Annotated in this window: 19 protein-coding genes and 1 tRNA gene; 8 read left to right on the top strand and 12 right to left on the bottom strand. The window is 47.7% G+C overall.

Annotated features, from left to right (window positions below; translation table 11 throughout):
• Window positions 1-22: 22 nt before the first annotated feature.
• Window positions 23-2,152 (bottom strand): YccS family putative transporter, encoded by a 2,130-nt coding sequence (yccS, locus tag ABRZ28_RS07955; RefSeq protein WP_319603186.1) that lies wholly within the window; start codon window positions 2,150-2,152, stop codon window positions 23-25.
• A 20-nt stretch (window positions 2,153-2,172) separates the two neighbouring features.
• Window positions 2,173-2,619, bottom strand: coding sequence for a YccF domain-containing protein (locus ABRZ28_RS07960; RefSeq protein ID WP_319603185.1), 447 nt, complete (start codon window positions 2,617-2,619; stop codon window positions 2,173-2,175).
• 168 nt (window positions 2,620-2,787) lie between these two features.
• Between ABRZ28_RS07960 and helD the strand changes: the two genes are divergently transcribed.
• Complete coding sequence (helD, locus tag ABRZ28_RS07965) at window positions 2,788-4,842, top strand: DNA helicase IV (RefSeq protein ID WP_330519951.1); 2,055 nt, start codon at window positions 2,788-2,790, stop codon at window positions 4,840-4,842.
• Between the two features lie 92 nt (window positions 4,843-4,934).
• Here helD and ABRZ28_RS07970 read toward each other — a convergent pair whose 3' ends face one another.
• Together ABRZ28_RS07970 and ABRZ28_RS07975 are read right to left on the bottom strand one after the other, a co-directional pair.
• Complete coding sequence (locus ABRZ28_RS07970; RefSeq protein ID WP_319603183.1) at window positions 4,935-5,393, bottom strand: methylglyoxal synthase; 459 nt, start codon at window positions 5,391-5,393, stop codon at window positions 4,935-4,937.
• 150 nt (window positions 5,394-5,543) lie between these two features.
• A complete protein-coding gene (locus ABRZ28_RS07975; RefSeq protein ID WP_319603182.1) occupies window positions 5,544-6,215 on the bottom strand; it encodes a DUF2057 family protein in 672 nt (223 codons plus the stop codon).
• A 234-nt stretch (window positions 6,216-6,449) separates the two neighbouring features.
• Here ABRZ28_RS07975 and ABRZ28_RS07980 point away from each other — a divergent pair, with 234 nt between their 5' ends.
• Entirely contained in the window at window positions 6,450-6,863 is a 414-nt protein-coding gene (locus tag ABRZ28_RS07980; protein WP_319603381.1) for a CoA-binding protein, read from the top strand.
• A 70-nt stretch (window positions 6,864-6,933) separates the two neighbouring features.
• Here ABRZ28_RS07980 and hspQ read toward each other — a convergent pair whose 3' ends face one another.
• A complete protein-coding gene (gene hspQ / locus ABRZ28_RS07985) occupies window positions 6,934-7,242 on the bottom strand; it encodes a heat shock protein HspQ (protein ID WP_330519953.1) in 309 nt (102 codons plus the stop codon).
• Between the two features lie 200 nt (window positions 7,243-7,442).
• Between hspQ and yccX the strand changes: the two genes are divergently transcribed.
• Entirely contained in the window at window positions 7,443-7,721 is a 279-nt protein-coding gene (yccX, locus tag ABRZ28_RS07990; protein WP_319603180.1) for an acylphosphatase, read from the top strand.
• Between the two features lie 2 nt (window positions 7,722-7,723).
• On the opposite strand, the gene tusE is transcribed toward yccX, so the two are convergent.
• Both tusE and yccA read right to left on the bottom strand, forming a co-directional pair.
• Window positions 7,724-8,053, bottom strand: coding sequence for a sulfurtransferase TusE (tusE, locus tag ABRZ28_RS07995; protein ID WP_319603179.1), 330 nt, complete (start codon window positions 8,051-8,053; stop codon window positions 7,724-7,726).
• 110 nt (window positions 8,054-8,163) lie between these two features.
• Window positions 8,164-8,823: an FtsH protease modulator YccA gene (gene yccA / locus ABRZ28_RS08000; protein WP_330519956.1), complete on the bottom strand. Its 660-nt coding sequence runs from the start codon at window positions 8,821-8,823 to the stop codon at window positions 8,164-8,166.
• A 223-nt stretch (window positions 8,824-9,046) separates the two neighbouring features.
• Between yccA and ABRZ28_RS08005 the strand changes: the two genes are divergently transcribed.
• Together ABRZ28_RS08005 and ABRZ28_RS08010 are read left to right on the top strand one after the other, a co-directional pair.
• Window positions 9,047-9,134, top strand: a tRNA-Ser gene (locus tag ABRZ28_RS08005).
• A gap of 415 nt (window positions 9,135-9,549) precedes the next feature.
• Window positions 9,550-10,155, top strand: a complete 606-nt coding sequence (locus ABRZ28_RS08010; RefSeq protein ID WP_319603177.1) for a hypothetical protein — start codon at window positions 9,550-9,552, stop codon at window positions 10,153-10,155.
• A 168-nt stretch (window positions 10,156-10,323) separates the two neighbouring features.
• Here ABRZ28_RS08010 and ABRZ28_RS08015 read toward each other — a convergent pair whose 3' ends face one another.
• Entirely contained in the window at window positions 10,324-10,608 is a 285-nt protein-coding gene (locus ABRZ28_RS08015) for a CsbD family protein (RefSeq protein ID WP_319603176.1), read from the bottom strand.
• Between the two features lie 168 nt (window positions 10,609-10,776).
• Window positions 10,777-11,397: a LysE family translocator gene (locus tag ABRZ28_RS08020; RefSeq protein WP_319603175.1), complete on the bottom strand. Its 621-nt coding sequence runs from the start codon at window positions 11,395-11,397 to the stop codon at window positions 10,777-10,779.
• A gap of 269 nt (window positions 11,398-11,666) precedes the next feature.
• Here ABRZ28_RS08020 and ABRZ28_RS08025 point away from each other — a divergent pair, with 269 nt between their 5' ends.
• Window positions 11,667-12,095: a universal stress protein gene (locus ABRZ28_RS08025; RefSeq protein ID WP_319603174.1), complete on the top strand. Its 429-nt coding sequence runs from the start codon at window positions 11,667-11,669 to the stop codon at window positions 12,093-12,095.
• A gap of 45 nt (window positions 12,096-12,140) precedes the next feature.
• Here the strand turns inward: ABRZ28_RS08025 and ABRZ28_RS08030 are convergent, their stop codons facing one another.
• The 3 genes from ABRZ28_RS08030 to ABRZ28_RS08040 form a co-directional block, all read right to left on the bottom strand.
• The gene (locus tag ABRZ28_RS08030; protein ID WP_330519961.1) at window positions 12,141-12,407 is read right to left on the bottom strand and encodes a DksA/TraR family C4-type zinc finger protein; all 267 of its coding nucleotides are present in this window, start codon (window positions 12,405-12,407) and stop codon (window positions 12,141-12,143) included.
• A gap of 139 nt (window positions 12,408-12,546) precedes the next feature.
• On the bottom strand, window positions 12,547-13,059 hold the full coding sequence (locus ABRZ28_RS08035) for a 2-thiouracil desulfurase family protein (RefSeq protein ID WP_330519963.1): 513 nt from the start codon (window positions 13,057-13,059) through the stop codon (window positions 12,547-12,549).
• 79 nt (window positions 13,060-13,138) lie between these two features.
• A complete protein-coding gene (locus ABRZ28_RS08040; RefSeq protein WP_319603171.1) occupies window positions 13,139-13,324 on the bottom strand; it encodes a GhoT/OrtT family toxin in 186 nt (61 codons plus the stop codon).
• A gap of 567 nt (window positions 13,325-13,891) precedes the next feature.
• Here ABRZ28_RS08040 and ABRZ28_RS08045 point away from each other — a divergent pair.
• Window positions 13,892-14,170 (top strand): hypothetical protein, encoded by a 279-nt coding sequence (locus tag ABRZ28_RS08045; protein WP_319603170.1) that lies wholly within the window; start codon window positions 13,892-13,894, stop codon window positions 14,168-14,170.
• A gap of 164 nt (window positions 14,171-14,334) precedes the next feature.
• A complete protein-coding gene (locus tag ABRZ28_RS08050; RefSeq protein WP_319603169.1) occupies window positions 14,335-14,601 on the top strand; it encodes a hypothetical protein in 267 nt (88 codons plus the stop codon).
• Window positions 14,602-15,175: the final 574 nt, after the last annotated feature.

Here is a 15,175-nt window from a genome sequence, read left to right on the forward strand (position 1 = left end):
CTGGCTGAATAGTTTCAATAAATTAATCAATACTGTTTTTTAATTGCGTCAGTTCGGGCAATAGTTCGATAAGTAGGCCAATCTGTTGAAGAACCAATAGTTCTTTGCTATCCGGTTCCGCCGATAGGGATTGAATGCGGCTGGTTATCGCGTTCAATTCCTGATTTATTTTCAGATCGTCTTTCTCATGAGGATGCAGCGCATCTTCAACGTAGCGAACCGCGTCATCCAGCAATTGCAGGATTTGCGAAGATGAAATTTTTTCGCGATGAGCGCCTAATGTGGAGATGTAACTGAGCAAAGTATGATTGAGACACATCAGGCGAAAGGCATTGTCCATTTTATTCCGGGTAGCATGCGGCTCCGAGGACATATTAGAAACCACTGACGCCAATTCCGCATCGCAGTTATGGGCATCGCGTCGGGCAATACGGTATGTCAGGCTATTGTCTTTCCCCTGATGGTATTGCGCCATAATCGCATTCAGGTAGCGGCAATTCGCACTCAAGGTTTTATCAATAACCGCCGGCAGTTCCCGAAAACGCCAGTCCGGCCAGATAAAACTGACCGCCGCCCAGGCGATGGCGCAGCCGATTAAGGTATCGACTACCCGCGGCATGGCGACTTCAAAGCCCTCACCCAGTAGATTGAAGCACAATAGCACCAGCAACGTAATGAACATGGTGGCGTGCGCGTACTGCACATGCCGAAAAGCAAAAAACAGCACGCCGCTAATCACGATGAGCGTCAGTTGCCCTTCGATCGACGGCACAAAATACAAAATGGGCAATCCCAGCAAAATCCCCGTCAATGTGCCGATGATGCGTAAAGCCAGGCGACGCCGCGTGGCGTTATAGTTAGGCTGGCAGACGAATAAACTGGTTAGCAGTATCCAATATCCATGCTGCATGCCTGTCAGTTGGATAATGGCATAACCGCTGCAAAGCAATACCGACATCCGGACGGCATGGCGAAACAGGGCGGATTGAGGCGTCAGATGGCGGCTCAATCGCAGACGGATATCGCTCCAGCCGGTGATTTTGTCATCGGCCAGGGTATTTTCCGGATTGTTCTCCTGTTCGATGGTTTGCTCCGATTCAATGGTCGAGAGCTGTGCGTCAATCGCCCGCAGATTGTTCAGCAGGTATTGCAGCGGTTTGATTTGCGAGGCTGCGGCGCTATTGCTTTCAGCAATGCGCGTAATTGCCCGTTCAAGATGGACGAATGCACGATCGATATGGCTATCGTGCTGATATTTTTGATGAAATAAAATTGACTGCGCAAGCTGTTGACAAGCGCGGGCCTGCATGGAGAGCAAGCGCTGAAAACGAAACAGCACATCGCTATAGCGGAGTTTTTCACGCAACTGAGCGTAATTCATATGAGAGGAACTGGCTCGTTCATGGATATCCTGCGCGACAAAGTAGTAATGCAGCGTCCGGCGCGTGCCTCTCTGACCGCGATCGCCCCGCAAGCGCGTCAGTAATGAAGATTTAGCTTGATTCAGCGTGGCCACCAGTTGACTGTTGACCATCGTCACTTCAATCAGCGGTTTGTCTGACTCTTCTTCAAGATCGGGATCGAAGAGATTGGCTTTGGCATCAAGGTAGCGAGCCAACTGCTGATAACACTGCGCCAGATTGTCTTGCAACGGACGAATAGGGAAGAGCAGGTGTCCGAGCAGCGTGAGAAGGTTGTACCATAATGCGCCAATCAGCAGCAGGACGGGCTGCTGGTACCAGGTGTCGTATAGCGAAACCCCCAGCATGGTGTAAACCGCGATTAACAATGCGCCGAAGGCGATGGTGGCATAACGCTGACCCAGCGCGCCGAGCAAGATAAATCCCCAGGTAGATAACGCCAGCCCGATGCCGAATAGCCAGGGATAGGGAAATAGCAGCTCGATTGAAACGGAGGCAATCAGAAAACAGATCAACGTAATGAACAGATTACGCAAACGTCCGGTCAGCCGATCGTCAAGGTCGGTCAACGCCGCGGCAACCACGCCGAGCGTAAGCGGTATGGTTGACGTCGACTGACCCAGCCACAAGGGGACGGCTGCCGCACCGGCAAGAGCAATAAAGATGCGGGTGTTGTACAGCCAACTGCTGTTATAAAGATACCGACGGATCCCTGGGATGAATGCGGACAACGCGATTTCCTCTGACTCAGTTAACGATAGTGGCGACGGGCGTTTTCTTCTCTGGCTGCCTGAGCCATCTCAACCGATACGACGCGGCGGCCGACCGGCCACAGTGCGATGGCGGCGATTTTAAAGTTGGCGATGCCGACGGGAATACCAATGATGGTGATACATTGCGCAATACCGGTGAGAATATGTGACAGGCATAACCACCAGCCGAAGAAAACGAACCAGAATATATTCAGTACGGCGCCGCCGGCATTTAAAATGGCATTCTTTCCATCCGGACGCAGTTCATCAACGTGAATCGCTTCGTTGCCATAAGGCAGGAACGATAACTTGGTGATTTCCCAACATGACCGGGTCAGCGGCAGCGTGAATATCAGCAAGGCGCTCACCACCGTGGCGAGCAGCCAGGATAATGTGGTGAAAAAACCACCTAACACGAAATTAAGGATATTCAATACGGTGCGCATAATTTCTCCAGTGTTCTCAGGATGACCAAACTCTATGATGATAAACGAATTATTACATTAACTATCAAGATATCCTAACCTGTTTTTAAGGCTAGAGCCTGTAGGCGGATAACAGGTAAACTACGATGACGGCGATCCAAATCTCACAATATTCATGGCGCAAATATAATGGAGCTTAAATCAACATCTTTAGGTAAGCATTTGGCGCAGCATCCGTATAACCGGGTGAGGCTGCTCAACGCGGGCGTCGAAGTGAGTGGCGATAATCACGAATATATTATCCCGTTCAACCAGCTTTTAAATATTCATTGCAAAAGAGGGCTGGTGTGGGGAGAACTGGAGTTTGAACTCCCGGCTGACAAAGTTGTGCGTTTACATGGCACCGAGTGGCAGGAAACGCAGGCGTTTTACCGTTATTTGCTCAAGTCCTGGCAATCATGGAGCGAGGAAATGAGCCTGGTGAGCGCGGAAGTGCTGCAAAAACAGGCTGACGAAATTCATGCTCTGGAACAGCAGGACGGCTGGTTTGACCGCAAGGCGCTGCTGCAATTACAGGAAAATATCGGCAATACGTTGGCATCGCTGCCGCTGCCGGTGACGCGACTGGACGAATTCGCTATTTGCCGGGATAACTATCAGCTTTGCCGAGAGTGGCTCGATCGCGGCGGCAAACGGCGGGTGGAATGCAACCAGAGCTGGATGGCGCGCACGTTGACGGCGGAACAGAGCTTTTTCCAGTCGGTGGAATCGACGGCGTTGAATGTCGCGCAATGTAAAGCGGTGATGAATGGTGAGGAGGCGGTATTGGTGCTGGCCGGGGCCGGCAGCGGTAAAACCTCTGTGCTGGTGGCTCGCGCCGCCTGGTTAATGCACCGCGGGGAGGCTGTCCCGGAACAGATTCTGCTGTTGGCGTTTGGCCGAAAAGCCGCAGAAGAAATGAATGAACGCATTCAGGCTCGATTACACACGAAAGACATTCAGGCGAAAACGTTCCATGCGCTGGCATTGCATATTATTGAACAGGCAAGCCGTAAAGCGCCCATGATAAGCCAGTTGGAAAGCGATGGTAAGAAACGACGCGACTTGCTGATCCGAAATTGGCAACAACAGTGCTCAGAGAAAAAAACGCAGGCCAAAGGCTGGCGCCAATGGTTGACTGACGAACTGGCGTGGTCTCTGCCGGAAGGCGATTTCTGGCACGACAAGGTACTCGCCGAACGCCTGGCGGGGCGGTTGGAGCGCTGGGTTGGCCTGATGCGCATGCACGGCGGCAGCCAGAGTGAAATGATTGAGCAGGCGCCAGAGGAGATCCGACCGTTATTCCAGCAGAAAGTCCGTTTGATGGCGCCGTTGTTGAAAGCCTGGAAAAAAGCCCTGAAAGATGAGGGCGCGGTGGATTTTTCCGGTCTCATCCACCAGGCGGTCAATATATTGGATAAAGGGCGTTTTATCAGTCCGTGGAAGCATATTTTAGTCGATGAGTTTCAGGATATTTCGCCCCAGCGTGCGGCGCTGTTGTCCGCATTACGCAGGCAAAACAGCAGAACATGCCTGTTTGCGGTCGGCGATGACTGGCAGGCCATCTACCGCTTCAGTGGAGCGGAACTGTCGCTGACAACGGCGTTTGAGCATAGCTTCGGGGTAAGCGAACAATGCGAGTTGGATACAACCTATCGCTTTAATCAACGCATCGGCGAGATTGCCAATCAATTTATCCAGCAGAATCCGTATCAACTGAAAAAACCGCTTAATAGCCTGAACAAAGGGGATAAGAAAGCAGTAACGATCCTCCCTCAGGAGCAATTAGAGCCTCTGCTGGATAAACTCAGCGGTTTCGTTAAGCCCGATGAGCGGATTCTGGTGCTGTCCCGCTATCATCATTTACGTCCTCAGGTATTACAGAAGGCGGGAACCAGATGGCCGAAATTACATATCGACTTTATGACGGTTCATGCCAGCAAAGGTCAGCAGGCCGAATATGTGATTATCGTCGGTCTGCATGACGGCAAAGATGGTTTCCCCGCGCCGCCGCGCGAATCCATTCTTGAACAGGTGCTTTTACCTGAACCTGAAGATTTCCCCGATGCGGAAGAGCGGCGGTTACTGTATGTCGCATTGACCAGAGCCAGGCACCGCGTGTGGCTATTGCAGGACAGTAAAAATCCGTCCGTCTTTATCGAACAATTGCGCAAGCTGGGCGTGCCGGCGCAACGCAAACCTTGATGGATAAAGGGGAATAAATCGTTTTCAATGCGGTCGAAGGTCGCCGTAAAAAAGCCGACGGCGGCGCGTCGGCTTGTTATTAAAGAGGTGAATTACTTCAGGCGATCTTGAAGATAGCGCTGATAATCCGGGATGGCGATTTCGACCGGCTGTCGAAACAGTTCCGAGTTAATCAGAAAATCCGCCGTTGAGCGGTTTGTTGCGACCGGTATATTCCACACCGTGGCCAACCGCAGCAGCGCCTTGACATCGGGGTCATGCGGCACGGCGTTAAGCGGATCCCAAAAGAAAATCATCAAATCTATTTTCCCCTCTGAGATTAACGCACCAACCTGTTGGTCGCCGCCCATTGGCCCGCTTAGCATGCTTTTGACAGGCAGACCGGTGTTCAACTGAATCAGATTACCTGTCGTCCCCGTGGCATAAAGTTGATGTTCAGCAAGCGCCGCTTTATTGGTTCCGACCCAATCCAGTAGGGATTGTTTGCAGTGATCGTGCGCGACCAGGGCGATATGCTTATGCGCGGCGATGGTGCGGGTGGTGTACTCCATGGTTCGTCCTTCATCGGTATGGTAGGGCTATCGGTGTGAGGAAAACAGATTACGGAAACCCTGTTTCACTGCAAAGAGGTAAAAAGAAAAAATGCGGGTATCCCGCCAAAAATCTGTTGTAACTGTGCGTAAAATAGCCGCTCTGGCGGGTTAATGGGTGTCTTTTTCGTGTACCCAGCGCAGGAAGCGTTGTTGAGTTTCTTTATCCGCCTTCTGGAACCAATACTGCATGATTGAAAATAACGTGCTGGAGGCGGTTGGCGCGTCAAGCTTGTCTGTTACCGGCCCATCTTCCAACAGATCGTCGTTGGTTGACGTCATGATGGCAGCAAATTGCGCCACCGAGGCACGATGTTTTGCCGAGTTATATTCAGACATCTTCTCTTCTATTTTCTGAGTCAACTCATCATCGGTGACGTTCAGTATATCGACCCGAGTAGGGATGATTTGTTGTCTTTCATCTATCAGCTGGTAATGAGCCTGTTGATCAAAGTTTTTGCGTTCCTGGCTTGTTTCCAGCGAGGGTAATTTAAACGAGACAGACGCCAGATTCTGGGCATTGAACGCCGCAATTAAAGCGGGAGAGGTATACGTCGTCCGGACGTTGTTTATGGTGCGAATGTCTTTTACCACTTTAAAAAGAAGTTGATGTTGCCCGTTGTCTAGCTCGAGGCTATCAGCGCCTTTCAAAATCGTACTGGATACCTTTTGCCCATCCACCACGATAAGATCAATGTTCTGATCCAACTTCAGCGTGATTGCGATGGCTGGCGCGCTTATAACCGAAATGAAAAGGCACGCAGTGATAAGGCCTGCTTTCATTCATATCCCCAAGAGTTCAATTAATCCGAATATTGTTAAGCAATTGTCGGAATGTGTCAAAGATTTCAATTTGCAACATCATGTTATTATTTATGATGTTATTCTGCGGCTATTTCCCGTGTTATACGCATGCAACCGTCAGGAAAGATTTTTTAGATTATCCGGCAATGCCGCCCTTCATCGAAAAATGTACGATACTCTGTATGACATCTCATAAAAGGTACTCTGAGCATGATGAATGACAGTGATATTGAATCTGTGCTTAAAACAGTAAAAACCATTGCTCTGGTCGGCGCCAGTGATAAAGCGACGCGGCCAAGCTACGGCGTCATGGCCTATCTGCTTGACCAAGGCTATGAGGTCGTCCCCGTGAGTCCGAAATTGGCGGGACAAACGTTGCAAGGGCAGAAGGTTTACGCCAGTTTGGATAAAATCCCACAGCATGTTGATATGGTTGATGTATTCCGCCAACCGGAAGCCGCCTATGAGATTGCTCAAGAGGCGATCGATATCGGCGCTAATGTATTGTGGCTACAGCTTGGCGTTATTAATGAGCAGGCTGCCAGTCTGGCGAGCGCCGCGGGACTGCGCGTTGTTATGGATCGCTGTCCTAAAATTGAAATTCCACGCCTGGGATTGGAAAAATAACATGTCGACCACATTTACCGGTTTTCGCGCCGTAACCGGTAAATGTTAATAGAGTCGCATACCATTGCTATCAATGGCGCAATTGCGGCGCACGGCGTTGGATGACTTTGGCCAATTCCTCTAACGAGGGATGTTCATCCTGGTAAGGTTCTTCTTTTATCAGTTGGGCTTCGGCCAGATAAGTATGAATAGGCTGCCCTTCATCATCTTCCATTACCACATGATACCAGGGCGCAGCCCGCAACGTATCGTTGGCGTTTAACTCTTCCCACTTGGGGACTTCTAATGAATATTCGGGGTCGATATCAATGATGACGCCCGGATACCCCAGTAGTTTATGACGAATCTGCTGCCCGATTCCAAATTTACAGATGATCATATAATCTCCTGAGAAATCTATAACACTTTCTAAATGGGGGAGCCTTGAGCTTTTTCAAGTAGAGCGAACAGTTCGTAAGCTTATTTTTTGCACAGATCTCTTCGGTTGAATACTATGATATTAGTATGATTCATTTTTCGTCGGATATCGCCAGATCGCGGGAAAGTGGTTATCTGTTAATAACAATGGGAGGGAGAATCGTGTCGACCTTATCTATCGCGGCTTACGTTTATGGGAGAGTTCAGGGCGTCGGCTTTCGTTACAGCACTCAATACCGGGCCACACAGTTGGGTCTCAATGGTTATGTACGCAACAGCGACGATGGCAGCGTAGAAGTTGTTGCCTGCGGCGAACATCAGGCGATCGAACAATTAGTCCAGTGGTTGAAACAAGGCGGCCCGCGTAGCGCCGGGGTTGAAAAGGTGATTACCGAGCCACATGCTAACGTTGATTACAACGGGTTCAACATTCGTTATTAGCGCTATATACATTTGACCGGCTTGGGTAAACCGGCAATTTTTGTCGCCTGTTTGGCTGGTCCTTTGGGGAATAAGCGATACAGATAGCGACTGTTGCCTTTTTCTTCGCCGTATTTTTGCGCCATCGCTTTAACCAACATGCGAATGGCGGGGGAGGTGTTAAATTCCAGATAGAACGCGCGAACAAACCGGACGACCTCCCAGTGAGCCTCCGTCAGCGCAATATCTTCCTGTTCCGCTAATACCGGCGCCAAATCTTCGCTCCAGTCAGCGCTGTTCATGAGATAACCTTGCGCATCCGTTTCAATGATGCGGCCTTCAAACTCCAACATACTTCCTCTGACGTAATATGACATCGCGGCAGTTTAACAAAAATTTCTTTTCCCCAGAACAAAACAAAAAGCCCCGCACAAAGCAGGGCTTTATTAAACCGTGTCGGCAATCAATCGTTACGCATAATGCCCAGGATGCTCAACAGGCTGACGAACAGGTTGTATATCGAGACATAGAGGCTGACCGTGGCTCGAATGTAATTGGTTTCGCCACCGTGGATGATATTACTGGTTTCCCAGAGAATCGCACCGGCGGAGAACAGAATAAATAGTGCGCTGATCGCCAGGTGCAGCGCCGGAATTTGCAGGAACAGATTAGCGATAAAGGCGACCACCAGCACAACAAAGCCCGCCATCAGCATTCCGGACAGGAAGGACATATCCTTCCGGGTAGTCAATACATAGGCGGAGCAGCAGAAGAACACCAGCGCAGTACCACCCAGAGCGAGCATGATAATGTCGCCCGAGCCGGCGGAAATCAGCGTACTTAACAATGGGCCCAGCGTATATCCCATGAATCCCGTCAGCGCAAAGGCCGCCAGAATACCGGCTGGACTATTTGCCAGCTTGTGAGTCAGGAACATCAGACCATAAAAACCAACCAGCATTAATATCAAGCCAGGCGCAGGCAGGTTAAATACCGTACTGGCAGTCGCGGTAACGGCAGAAAAGCCTAATGTCAGCGATAGCAGGAAATAGGTATTACGCAATACCCTATGGGTGCTAAGCAATGAGCTTTCGCGGGTTGATGAAGCAACAATACGATCCATATAACGACTCTCTCTTTCAGGGGGCCATATTCAACCTCAAAGAGTAAATAGTTTCTTAACGTTATTAAAGCCGTTTTACCCTTCTTTACGCTTAAAATTGATATGTTTATGAGCGTTGTGGCGATTTTGCGTTCACTTGAAGCGCAAGAGACTATTTTTCAGGCAATTAAACACAATGATGCTTTACAAGGCTCAGCTCTCTGTTTATAGTGCGCGTCATTGCGGAGGAGTGGCCGAGTGGTTGAAGGCACCGGTCTTGAAAACCGGCGACGCGAAAGCGTTCTAGAGTTCGAATCTCTACTCCTCCGCCAACCAATTCAACGGGCTAGCTTCGGCTGGCCCGTTTTTCTTTTGTGCCGATAGAATATTTTTCCTGATTAGCAAACGCTCACCGCTGGTACGCCTTTGTTGTCCTGTCATAAATCAGCGTCAGGTTTTATGACGACTAAAAGCTGCTTGTCTCTGCTGTTGCTTTCTTCTTTAAGCAGAAAATTAATTTTCTTTATATTAATGAGATTGCTGAACCGGATGCCCCATACCTGTTCACGAGGAGGGGAGAGCAAATGGCGACATACTTACGGAGTAGACTTTCCACCGGCTAAATCAAGGATCCTTAATGATTGAGGGTATAAAACGATTATCTTGAATATATTGATTTTAATATGAGCATTAATTAATATATCATTTTTTATCAATGAAGATATATTTAATTGTGAGGGGAAAATTTTGACTAATCAACCAATGAGTTTTCAACAGCTAAGTGAATACTTGAGTCGTATCCCAGAGGAGATTTCTTTTACGGGTTCTAGTAAAGCTAAGTTTAAATCGCTAACGATTGCATTACTGTCGTTATGTTTTGCTGTTGTCCTACTGTTTAAATACTTAGAAGCTTCATCAGGTAAAGGCGCGCTCATTCTTTTTAGCGTTATTACCGTGTTTTTCTTTATATTAACGTTTAAACAATGGGGCGATGGAAAAATTTCCATTGTGAAATTAACGCATACAGATGTGACAGTTAAAGATCTCAATAAAAAGATCCCTTTAGAGTGCATTGAAAACATTTCATATACATATGATAGTAATGACACGTTGAAAATATTTTTGAAAGAAAAAATTAAAGATCTCGCTTTAACAAGTAAGTTTAATTCTTTACGTGGCGCTTCAGTAAGTATTCAAAATAAAAAAGATAAGCAAGTGATAGTGATTATTGTTCCCTATAGCTTCAATGTTGATGGTAAGCGTCTTTATCCGGAAGAGATACAAAATATTTTTGAGCAATACTTGAGCATTCCTGCAATTAAAAAGGAAATGATAATTTCACCGGCTCAATAATTTCAATATACAAGCTGGAACGCTTGGAAATCGGCGACCAAAGCGTCTGATTAGACGTGCATAGACAGGCGAGCGCTGGCATGAGTTCTTATCTGCCGGCGCTGCTTTGGTCTTAGCTCTGATTTATGCAACAACGCCGACAGCGCCTGAAAGGCGGGCTGACGCGGATTACTTCCGGCGCGCAAGCAGACCGATCAAAAGACCAATCGTTCCGGCTGCCAGGAGGCTCGCAATTGGCGACGCTTTTACTTTACTCGCCACAGTATCCGTCGCATCGCAGAGCGTGTCGCATGCTTGTGCGGCGTATTTGCGGGTTGCGCCCTTTATTTTATGCTTCGGCGAATCGACAGCGTCGCCGAATGCTTCCTGAGCGGCGCCCGCAGCCTCATCGGCCTTGTTTGTGACCTTATCAACGATATTTTCGGCTTCGTTATCAAAATTTTGTGTTGGCATCTTTGCCTCCGTTTTACTCATAAGCGACACTGAAAGGATAGTCCGTAATACGGCGCGATCCACTTGGCACGCAAACTTTTACATATTCGCCAGCCCATTTACCTGTCTGGCTCAGGCAATTTGGCTGCGCTTTTTGTCAAACAGACAGTATGAAAATATGCTCTGGTATCAGCGGACGATAAGACGAAAACCGAGAAGACCCATGACGCATCCACTCATCCGATCCAGCGATGCTTTATAGCTCAGGTAAACTTGACGCGGCCTGCTGGCTGACAGCACATACGCAACAAACCCGTACCATAGAAGATCAATCAGGAATGCGATAGCGGGCAATGCGAGGTACATGAATAGCGTAATTTTATGACTCAGTATCGCCGCAAAAATACTGCCGAAGACTATCGCCGTGTTCGGGTTACTCAACTGAGTGAGTAGTCCGGTGATAAATGCTTGGCGGAAATTCATTTCCGTTGAGTCTGAGGCATCAACGGCTAGCGGCGTCCCTGCCTTGCGGAACATCTTGATCGCCAGCCAAATCAGATAAAGTCCCCCAGCCGTTTTCAATAGGCTGTAAAGCCACGGAACCCATGTGAGAATGGAATGAAAGCCCAGTAAAGCAAGGGCGGCAAAAATCAGGCATCCCACTCCCATGCCGAGCGCCGTTCCCATTGCTGCTTTACGTGACGAGGCCACTGCCGTTCTTGCCACCAAAATGAAACTTTGACCGGGGCTCATCGCGCCCAAAAGAATAGCGCCTGAGAGGGTTAATATTGTCAGCGTTGTGCTTTCCACACCAATTCACCTTGTTTATCCATGTAAAGCATGAGGTTAATGTACAGGATTTACAGGCTTATCATCAAAGTATGGCGTTCGTCGCCCTCTGCATGCCCGTCGGGGATTGCGTAGGGAAGTGCCGTAATGAATAGATAAACGCATGGCGCTCAGGTTGTGCCATGTCAGGCATGGATCACGTTTACCCAAGAAAAGTGAAGGCGATCATGGTACTGAACGGCAAGGGCGACTAGGCTTTTTCTAAACGGTTAACCAAGAAAGAGGCTGTCATGTATAAAACCATTTTAGTACCGGTTGATATCGAAGAAGATGAATTAACCAGGAATGCGCTTGCCCATGTGGTAACGCTGGCAAAACTGTCTGATGCGACGGTGCATCTTTTTCATGCATTGCCCGATGCTTCGGCATTTTTATCCGCGTACTCTTTTGGCATCAAAGAGTTCAAGAATGAGGCGGTCGTCAAGGCTGATGAAAAACTGGAATCCCTAATCAAGACTATCGACCTTCCGGCCTCCCGTTTATCGTTCAGCGTGAGTTTCGGGACGCCCAGAGATGAAGTGTTGCAACTGGCCGAGGAGATTGATGCCGACCTGATCGTTGTTGGTTCGCGTCGGCCTGATGTAAAAACCTACCTGCTGGGATCGAACGCCGCCGCGATTGTACGCCATGCCAAAACATCGGTATTGGTCGTGCGCTAGGCGGATTAGCCGGCTTATTCCGGTCGTGCGTGATAAGCCGGTGATTTATCTTAGCTGACTGTCTTTACTGCCGCGACGGTTATAGCCGCTGCTGAGCGTTCTTTTCTTATCGAGTTTTTCCTGACAGTCTATGCAATAGCGCACGCCGGGCAAAGCATTTCGGCGGGCATCCGGAATTTCATCACCGCACTCATCGCAGTAATGCGCGCTTTCCCCGCTACTTAGCTGACTACGGGCATGTGCAATGGCATCATCTACTGTCGCATCAATTTGATCCTGAACCGCCCCGTCATTCGACCAGCCACTAGCCATAATCACCTCCACAGAATAGTGAACCTTGTTTTAGTATTGGGGAGATTTTGCACGATTCAAGAGTAATAACGGCAATCGTGTCGATCAAAGTGAACGCCAACGTTGTCAATGAGAGCCTGGCGCGGCGGAATGGTCGGCATCAGGTACGCTGATTTTCATGACGATCGGTATATTCGACGCGAGCAATCAACTGGTCGATATCGCTGTCGGAAAATACCTCTATGCCATGCGCTTTCAGCAGTTCCGCCGTCACGCCATTTCCCGCTATCTGTTGGCCATCAAACCGGCCGCTGTATATCACGTTGCTGCCGCAAGATGGGCTTCCTTCGGTGAGTAATGCAAAGCGACATCCGTGTTGTTCCGCCATTTGCAAGGTTAGCCAGGCGCCTAAGATATAGCGTTCTGTTACATCGGCGCCGGTGGCTTCCATAACGCTGGCCCCTTGTGCGATCACGGCATTTCCATTTTGGGAAGGAATAATTTCTGCCGCGGGGCGAGGGGTGGCGAATCCAGCGGCCAGCTCAGGGCAAAAGGCCACCAGTCGGGATTGTTGTCGCCATTGATCAAGGTATGACGCAACCGATTTCTTATCAGAACCGTTATAACGTACCGGGAAACCAGACAGACAAGCACTAATCAGGATTTTACTCATGGGGCGAATATTGCGTAAAGACAGCTATCATAACCGGGTTGATGTCAGGCGCAAGCGCTCTTCGCAGAAGAGCGTGCCGTCAGAAAATAGAGAAGAGTAAAACGACAGGGAAACTTAACGGCCATGTGACGCCTATAAGCAAAGAGGTGAGAAACCGAATAGTCAGCGAGTTATCTCTGCTCAGCAGAAAAGTGACGACGAGTGAAATAACGAAACCGATAACGTAAATGAGTTTAATTGATTCCCACAAAGTCTGATGTGGCACGTTTGCTTCCTTTTATGCTTGATGCGCCTGCATTCTAAGCTGTTAATATTTTATGATCAATTTTTTAACTCATTGATTCCATGTACAGCTGCTCATACTATGGCGCAGTGACACAAAATTTCTGACGGGCAGGTCAAAGAACGCATTATTCAATAATCAATTTCTGCCTATCCGGGAAACTCCCCCTATCTTTATCATTTCGCGCGTAACGGCAGCCAGCGCGGTAAAAGGAGCGCCCGGCGCCGGCGCTGCGGATATGCCCCATTTGGGAAAAATATGAGATATCAACGCAAAGTGTTGCAGAATAGCGATCACTTAAAGGCAGTGAATAATGCGGATTACGCGAATAAATAAGTGATTATCTTGTTGGAAAATACGGTAATTTCTCCCTGAGAATAATATCTGAAACGGGGCCGAAAAATGATGCGCTATAATCAGATGAGGTAGCGTGAATACGTGGCGAATGACAAACCCAATGTGACAATAATATTAAATTTTTGTTTCCATCTGGACATTATCTCAGTACTGTCATAGCTTGTTGTTTTATTCCATCAGAAAGGTAATAAAATGAGTGAGATATCTAGCCTGTCGCTGAAGATCCCAGTTGATCTGAAAGAGAAAATTAAAGCTGCCGCACTGGAAAAAGGTGTTTCAATCAGCGCTGAGGTAAGCGCAAGATTATTACAAAGCTTCGGTGATGATGGAAAAGCTAACTCATCCTCAGCCGAGGCCGTGGATAATCAGGACATAAAAGAGGGAGAGGATGTCCCATTAACACCTAAAGAAATCAAGAAAATCAGAGCATTACTTAAAGATAAAACGAAAAACGCTTCAAAGAAAAAATAATTTCCCCGTCCTCTGGCATGCTATACCACACGCTTATGACGCTATGCGTGATGATATAGCATTGCTTCCTGCTGCTGGCTAACATCCAGATATGTGATACAAATCAGTAAGGTTTCTCTATTTTTTGCCGATAAATGCTATTCACATCATTCGTGGAGGCAATTATGTTAATGGGAACTCTTAAAGAAACACTGATTTTTGTACAAGATGATGGCACGGGACGCCATCGGTACGAGATCTACAAGAGTGACCATCAAGGTGGATATTTCGCTGTTATATATATCCAGAAAACCGTGTTATTAAATGATACGGCTGTTGTCACCTGGGTCATTGATAATCCGTACTGGCGTATGAAATCACATTATATTCCGAATGCCCGTATGGAATGCGAAGCTCACTGGAAAGAAACATACCGCGTTTTGGTCGCTTGATGTAAATATAAATTCGATAAAGGATAATTTATTACATCCTTTATCGCATCCCGCATTAATAATGTCGCAATTATTTCACTTATATTTTATGTGGTTATTTTTGTGGTTGAGTTTATTATTTGTTTTATTAGTTGTGGTTTTTAAAATAATTATTATTTTCATTTTTTTAAATTAACGATTTTACTTATCGGTGAAAATAATAAATTATGAAAAACTGATCGATTAAATAGATATATAAAACATTAAATATATCCATGAGGAGATATAAAGATTATCGCCAATACGCCGATACCACTTTGGACATTGGGATGAGTATACAAATTTGGTTGTTTTTACCGCATTGAAGCGCCCTTAATCATTATCTCGGGTGCGTTTTTTTTGGACTACAACAGGCCGGCATAGCGACATTCTGTATGGTCTGGAATTGGCTCAATGTCAGTACCCATGCGTATGCAATCTGCTTTGGCGTAGGCCTCTGCGCCCTGGCACGTATCATTTTTCAAGTATAAAAAACAAGATGTAAGGATAATATTTGAGGAACGCCATATTTAACCTGGTCTTTTTCGACGGAGGT

The sequence above is a fragment of the Brenneria sp. g21c3 genome (genome assembly GCF_040240345.1).
Taxonomy (GTDB): domain Bacteria; phylum Pseudomonadota; class Gammaproteobacteria; order Enterobacterales; family Enterobacteriaceae; genus Brenneria.